Genomic DNA, 6,489 nt, shown 5'->3' with positions numbered 1-6,489 from the left:
CCGACTCCGCGTCGGCGCCGCGGCCGACCGACCCGGCGAACAGCGTGTCGCCGGTCACCGAGCCCCCACACCCCCGCCGGGGGCACGCCCCCGGACCCCCAGTCTGGTCACCTGCCGAGGCACATCCTCGCCAACGGCGCGCCGGTTCTCCGCGGATGTGGTTCACCATCGCCGGCGTCACGTGGTCGTAGACCCGCGCGATCCCCTTCATCTGCTGACCCAGCCGTGCCCGCCGAGCGACCTCCGGGATCCCGTCTTCGGTCAGCCAGGTGGCATGCGTGTGGCGCCCTTCATGGAAGGTGAAGGTCGGCAGAATCGGCGGACGCCGCTCCCCTGCCCCAGACCCGTCCAGGTCGATTCCATCCCATGCCGGCCGCCAGAACCGGATCCGAAAGTTCGACCGCCGCCACGGATGCCCCTCAGGAGTGCACAGCACGAATGGCTCCCGATGGCTGTCCATCAACTCCTCGTAGAGCGCCGCGATCCCCGGGGGCAGCGCCACGAACCGAGTCCCCGCAGGGGTTTTGGTCCGCCCCTTCTTCGGCCGCGAGTTGCCCCGCCGCGTCGGCGGCCGTTGACGACCATCCGAGTGATGATCATCACTCTTACGGCCTCCTTTGTAGACCTTCCCGCCGACCTCCTTCAACGGCGTCCGGATCTCGATCCCGCGCTTCTCGGAGTCGTACTCGTGCCGCTGCTGCCCGACGAGTTCACCCCATCGGGCGCCGGTATAGAAATCCATCAGGCACAGCACGAAACCCGACATCCCCAGCCCCTGCTCGTAGAGCCGCATCGCGGCCCGTAACGCCTGCGCCGGTGTGGCCACCAGCCGCTCGGCGCCGAACTCGCCTTTGGACACACGGACGCCGTTGCACGGGTTGGCGGGGATCATCCGTGCCCGGACGGCGCCGTTGAGGATGGTGGAGAACAACGCGAAGTACGACGACACCGACGACTCGGCATAGTCCTCGTGCAGTTCCGAGAGCCACCGCTCGATCTCGACATACCCGTTGAAGATCGCGACCAACGGCCACGCCTTCCATTGCGGCAGCAACTGGCTGTCGAGAAACGACCGGTACTTCGCGACCGTGTTCAGCTCCAGCCGCGGAGCCACCGCGCCGAGCCACTCCTCGGCAAAGTCGTCGAAGCGGGTTTCTCCGTCGCGCGGGTCCAGCCACAGGTTCCGCCGGATCAGCGCCTCCTGCTCCAGACCCCAGTCCTCGGCCGCCTTCTTGGTGGGGAACCCGGACCTGCTCCCCCACGTCCCATCGGGACGCTTGTACCGGGCACGCCACTCACCCGTGCCGGGCTCTTCCTGGCCGTGAGCCATCCTTCGCTCCTCTTCTTCTCTGTTACTCCGCCCGCATCACGCGGCGCGGAAGTCTTGGGCAACGTCCGCAACGGACACCCGCCGCCGCGCTGGCTTCACCGGCTCGGCGCTGATCCGCACGATCTCGGCGACATCGGTGCGGGTGAACCGGTAGTGCTTCCCGAACCGGTGATGCGGCAGCACGCCGGCGGCGGCCTGGTCCTTCAACGTCCTCGGCGACAACTGCAGCAACTCCCCCACCTGCTCCGCGGTGAGCAGCGCGTCCGGGTCGGCTGGCGGCTCCGGCGCGGCCGCCCGCACCGCCTCGGCGAGTTCGCGGATCGCTGCCGCGACGCCGTCGAGGCGCTCCGCACCCATCTCGGTTCCCATCACGTTTCTCCTCTTCGTCTCGACAGCCATATGACTCGAATCCAAGGGAAGTGTTCGCCGCGACATACAGCCATCCATGCCGACAGGGGCACGATCAGTCAATGGTTTCTCGAAAGAAATACAAAGAACCTCGTCAACAGTCATACCCGCCGATCACGCGCGACCGCACGACGCTACTATTCGACCGATCTGGCAGACACACGAACGACTCAAAGAAGGTTGGCGACAATGGCCAAGCGAATCTCCATTGAGATATCCGACGACACGGACGGCAGTCGCGCCGACCAGACCGTCCCATTCGGACTCGACGGTGCGACCTACGAGATCGACCTCTCCAACGCAAACGCCAGCGCGCTGCGCACGGCAATGGAGCCATACTTGACAGCCGCTCGCCGCACCGGCGGTGGCCGCGTCAAGCTTGCCGTTGGCCAGTCGACCGACAGCGACAAGACCGATACGGAGGTATCCGGCGAGTACACCGCCACCCACGAGATGCGCGCTTGGGCTCGGGACAACGGGCACGAAGTAGCCGATCGAGGACGGATTCCAACCTCGATCGTCGAGGCGTACAAAGCCTCGCACAAGGCAAGCAAATTGGGCATCGATGGAAAAGTTCGCCCGGCTTCGAAGTCAAGGCCAACATCCAAGCGACGCAAATAGCACGCGCTTGGCCTAGGAAGCGCTCAAGAAGACCTGGTCTCGACTTTGCTATCAGACGACAAGTCATCAGCGGAACCTCCAGAAGCTATCTCGTACTCGAAGCGGCATGCCCCTAACTCCGGCTGTTCGCCAGCTTGGAGACAAGCTGTGACCGCGCGCCGCCCCGAACACTGGTGCAGAGTCGCGTCGCCGCTGAACCGCGTTCATCGGTCGCATGCAGCCGTTACGTTCTAACCAAAGATTGCGACTTCCTCCACATGGCGGACAACGAACCCTTCGCTCGGCACTTGTGGCCCTTGTTCGCGATGGCAGCGGCTCCGAACGGCAGCTGGCTCGCGACCGGGGGCGGCGACCGCACTCTCCGGCGTTGGGATCCCATCAAGCACCGTGCCATCGGCGGTCCGATCAATGCCGACACGCGCTGGGTGCTCGCCGTAGCTGTCACGCCTGACGGCCAGCAGATCGTCACCGGTGGTGGCGACGGCGTCGTTCGCATCTGGGATGTCGACACTCGCCAGCTCATCCGATCGTTCAGCACGAGCACCAGAATGATCTGGACGATCTCAATCAGCGCTGACGGCACCCAGGTCTTCGCAGGTGGAGATGACGGCAAGCTGAGGCAGTGGGACTTGACCGACGGCCGATTGCTCAACACGTTCCCGTATCCAGGCTCGGTGCGGGCCATGTGCGTCTCGCTGGCGACCGATCAAGTCGTCTGGGCAGGCACGGACAGCTCCATTCAGCGGGCTTCCCCGGAGGGAACCTTCAAAGATCCGCTCATTGGCCACACCGGCTGGGTACATTCCTTGGCCTTGACGCCGGACGGCACCCAACTCGTCAGCGGAGGTGGTGACGGCACGATCCGGCAGTGGGATCTGCGAAGCGGGCTCGCTGTCGGCGAACCCATTCGCGCCCACGAAGGCGCCGTGTTCACGGTCGTCGTCACATCGGACGGGAACTACGTCGTCAGCGGTGGCGACGACGGGACCGTGCGACGCTGGGAGCTGGCCGGCGGTACCGCTGTGGGCAGTCCACACCGCGGCCACACGGACTGGGTTCGCGCCATCCAGGCCAGCTCGGATGGCACCCGGGTGTTCAGCTGCAGCAACGATGGCACCATCGCCCGATGGACCTTCAGTCGCAAGGCGGTGCACACCGAAGCGTTCCGGGGGCCTGCCGTTGCAGTCAACGCGCTCGCTGTCGACTCCGTGCGGAACGAGCTGATCAGCGCGAGTATCGACGGATCCATCCGCCGCTGGCACAGCAGGACGGGGAAATCGCTTGGGCGTTTTCGAGCACCGGACGGCTGGGTGAACGCCATCGCGCTGTCTCCTGACGGTAACCAGCTCGTCCGCGTCGGCGAAGACGGCCCGATCGTCCGATGGGACCCGAAGACCGGCCAGTACTCCGGCGAACCGCTGACCGGACACACCGGCGGAGTGCGCGCGGTGACGTTCACACCGGACAGCCAGTGGATCATCACCGCTGGAGCGGACGGCACTGTACGCCGCTGGAACCGAGATACCGGGCAACCGGTCGGCGAGCCGCTCACCGGGCACCGCGGCGAGGTGAACGCCGTCTGCGTCACCCCGGATGGAGCCCAGATCATCGCGGCGGGCAGCAAAGACGGCCGTCTGCTTCGATGGGACACCAAGACCGGTGAGCGCATCGGCGAAGCGATCAGCGCGCACCAGCACGCCGCGTTGACGGTGTCGGTCGATCGAGCCGGTAATCGCATCGTCAGCGGAGGAAGCGACGGCCGTATCCGGGTCTGGGATGCCGGCACCGGACAACCGATGACATCGCCGAACCAACGCCACGACGGGTCGGTGACCGTTGTGCAGTTCACACCGGACGGGCGCAGCATCATCAGCGGCGCGACCGATCAGCTCATCCGCGAATGGGACAGCGAGACCGGCGACCCGGTCGGCGAGCCCTTCGGCAGCCACGAAGGCACGATTACTTCGCTGGCGTTCCTGGACGACGACGGCACCGTACTGTTCTCCGGATCCGGGGACGGGACAGTACGCAGATGGGCCCTCGGGTCCCGCACGCAGCTGTCCGCTGATGCGGCGAGCCCGCCAATGGGCCGGGAGGTGCTCGCCGACGTTCAGAGCGATCTCGAAAGCAGCGAAGACCGACTCGACATCGGAGGCGACGTCCGGCTGATCGGCGCGATGCTGGCGGCGACGACGGTACGTCCGCCGTTGTCGGTCGCGGTACTCGGCGACTGGGGCTCCGGGAAGTCGACCTTCATGTTGCAGCTACGGGAATGGCTCGCGGAAGCAGCACGGCGCTCCAGCGAGTCGCCGGACAGCACGTTCGTATCGAACATCAAGCAGGTGACGTTCAACGCGTGGCACTACAGCGACGATCACCTGTGGGTCGGGCTCGTCGAGCACATGTTCCGCGAGCTCGCCGCGAGCAAGATCACCACTGACGACTCTACCGCCGAGCAGGTCGCGCAGTTGAAGACGACACTATCCACGCGGAAAACGGATCGAGACCGGCTAACGGCCGACCTCGAAGCGATCGATCGCATCGAAACCGACCGCGGCTGGTTCGCCGCCGCCCGGGCACCCCTGCGCAGCGTCAAGGTGGCGAAAGCCGCAGTGATCAGCGGAGGACGAGAGCTGTTCAGCCGCCGAGGCTGGCCCTACCTTCTTCTCACGCTGGCCGGAATCGCCGGCATCGTGGTGGCCACTTCGTTCGGGCAAGCTCAGCTGACGTGGATCGGCATCACGGTCGGCGCGCTCGCACCTGTAGCCGCCGCGTGGCGCACCCTGCGCGAATCCACCGAGAATCTTCGCAAACAACTGCTGCGACGCAAGGACGAGCTGGACGCCGACATCAGGAAGGCCGACGATGAACTCGCCCGCGTCGAGCCGGCGCATCGGCTCCACCGCCTGCTCGCCGAGATCAGCACCGCCGAGCGATACGAAAGCTTCCGCGGTCTCACCGGACGCATCCACCACGACCTACGACGGCTGAGCGAGGACCTCGCGACCGCGCGCACCGCCTGGTCCGACGACGGTGGACAAGGGAAACCACCGCTTCAGCGCATCGTCCTCTACGTCGACGACCTCGACCGCTGCACACCTCAACGCGTCGCCGACGTCCTCCAGGCCGTAAATCTCCTCCTCACCATGGACCTGTTCATGGTCGTCGTGGCAGTCGACCCACGATGGCTTTTGAAGGCACTGGGCCGGCACCACCGCGGCCTGCTGCGCGATGCGGTCACGCCACTGGACTACCTGGACAAAATCTTCCACATTCCGTTCGCCCTCCGCCCGATGGGTACCAAGGCCGCCGACTTCCTGAGATCGATGCTGCCCGTTGCCAACGAGCCCGATCAGATTGCGTCGCCGGACGAACTCACCAATGAGGTCGCCCCTACGCGAGCGAACACCGTCGCCGCGGCACCGAGTCGAGCGGAAGTCGAGCACGCCGTCCCGACCCCGGTGGCGGCCGAGCGCCTCATAGCGAGCCGCTCACCTGATGAGGTCGACCTCGCACCGGAAGGCATGCGGATCCAACAGTTCGAGCAGGACTTCCTCGCCAGCCTTGTCTGGCTGCTCCCGACCCCGCGCGCAACGAAGAAGCTCGCCAACCTCTACCGCCTGGTAAGGCTGTCCGTCCCGCCCGAGCACTTGGAGTACTTCCTGGTCAGAGAGGAGTACCAGGCCGCCGCATTGCTGCTGGCGGCCCTCGTCAGCGATCCGCAAGGCGCCCGCGAACTGCTGGTCAAGCTCGCCGATGCGAGCGGCCAAGACATCACCGACGCGCTGATCGACGACGGACTTCCGCGCCGTCTGTCCAAGCTGATCAAAGCGGAACGCGTCCAAGGGAGAACGGTTCACGGCGAGGTCGGCACCTACCGGAGGTGGGCGACCGCGATAGCCCGGTACGGGTTCGAGACCTACGACCTTTTCGTCATGACCTTTTGAAACGGCGAGCTCCACGGCGCCGACGTTGGCCGGGAACGCCGATCCCATCGACGTAGGTGATGGTGGCCCGCCCCGAGGCAGCACACGGCGGGATGGCTTGACGAGCCCATAATCTCCAGCGGGCGCTTGGTCCCCTACGCGCCGGTGGGCCTTCGGTCACCCTCGGAGGACCGAGTTGATCTA

Annotated in this window: 4 protein-coding genes; 2 read left to right on the top strand and 2 right to left on the bottom strand. The window is 65.8% G+C overall.

Annotated elements, in window-relative coordinates:
- Both AB0M83_RS36825 and AB0M83_RS36820 read right to left on the bottom strand, forming a co-directional pair.
- Positions 1-1,210: hypothetical protein (locus AB0M83_RS36825; protein ID WP_364524412.1), on the bottom strand; the 1,210-nt coding region annotated here is incomplete at its 3' end.
- A 156-nt stretch (positions 1,211-1,366) separates the two neighbouring features.
- A complete protein-coding gene (locus tag AB0M83_RS36820; protein ID WP_364524410.1) occupies positions 1,367-1,729 on the bottom strand; it encodes a helix-turn-helix domain-containing protein in 363 nt (120 codons plus the stop codon).
- A 198-nt stretch (positions 1,730-1,927) separates the two neighbouring features.
- On the opposite strand from AB0M83_RS36820, the gene AB0M83_RS36815 reads away from it, so the two are divergent.
- Both AB0M83_RS36815 and AB0M83_RS36810 read left to right on the top strand, forming a co-directional pair.
- Complete coding sequence (locus AB0M83_RS36815; protein WP_364524408.1) at positions 1,928-2,359, top strand: Lsr2 family protein; 432 nt, start codon at positions 1,928-1,930, stop codon at positions 2,357-2,359.
- A gap of 257 nt (positions 2,360-2,616) precedes the next feature.
- Positions 2,617-6,306 (top strand): P-loop NTPase fold protein, encoded by a 3,690-nt coding sequence (locus AB0M83_RS36810; protein WP_364524406.1) that lies wholly within the window; start codon positions 2,617-2,619, stop codon positions 6,304-6,306.
- The last annotated feature ends 183 nt before the right edge of the window (positions 6,307-6,489 follow it).

The organism is Amycolatopsis sp. NPDC051106 (assembly GCF_040682775.1).
GTDB lineage: Bacteria > Actinomycetota > Actinomycetes > Mycobacteriales > Pseudonocardiaceae > Amycolatopsis.
The sequence above is the reverse complement of the archived record's forward strand: the minus strand, read 5'-3'. Positions and strand labels throughout refer to the sequence as shown.